This is a genomic window from Falsiroseomonas oryziterrae (assembly GCF_021864505.1).
Classification (GTDB): domain Bacteria; phylum Pseudomonadota; class Alphaproteobacteria; order Acetobacterales; family Acetobacteraceae; genus Falsiroseomonas; species Falsiroseomonas oryziterrae.
Genome location: NZ_JAKJIB010000692.1, coordinates 1 through 638 on the forward strand (window position 1 = coordinate 1; position 638 = coordinate 638).

General features: G+C 77.4%; 1 protein-coding gene. It reads left to right on the forward strand.

Annotated elements, in window-relative coordinates:
• Nucleotides 1–638 (forward strand): glycosyltransferase family 4 protein (locus L2I40_RS24145; protein ID WP_237217867.1); only part of this gene is annotated, 638 nt, incomplete at both ends.

Below are 638 nucleotides of genomic sequence, written 5' to 3' on the forward strand. Positions count from 1 at the left end.
GCCGCCGGTCGCCGTCGCGCCGCTCGGCGTCGCGCTGCCGGAGGTCGCGGCGCCGCCGGTCGCGCTGCGGCCCTATTTCGTCGCGCTCGGCACCATCGAGCCGCGCAAGAACCACCTGCTGCTGCTGAACCTCTGGCGCCACTTCGCCGCGACGATGGGACCGCAGGCGCCGCGCCTGGTGCTGGTCGGGCGGCGCGGCTGGGAGAACGAGAACGTGCTCGACATGCTCGAGCGCTGCACGGCGATCGACGGCGTGGTGCGCGAGGCCGGCACGCCACCCGACCGCGAGGTGGCCGCGCTGCTGCGCGGCGCGCGCGCGCTCCTGTTCCCCTCCTTCGCCGAGGGCTTCGGCCTGCCGCTGGCCGAAGCGCTGGCCCTGGGCGTGCCCGCCATCGCCTCCGACCTGCCGGCGCTGCGCGAGGTGGGCGGGTCGGCGCCCGACTTCCTCGATCCGCTCGACGGCGCAGGCTGGCGCGAGGCGGTGATGGAGTATGCGCGCGCGGACAGCGCGGCGCGGCGTGCCCAGGTGGCGCGCCTCGGCGGCTGGCAGGCGCCGCGCTGGGACGCGCATTTCGAGGTGCTCGACGGGCTGCTGGCGGAGCTTGCGCGGCCGCGCGGTCCGAACCGCGCGCCCCCGC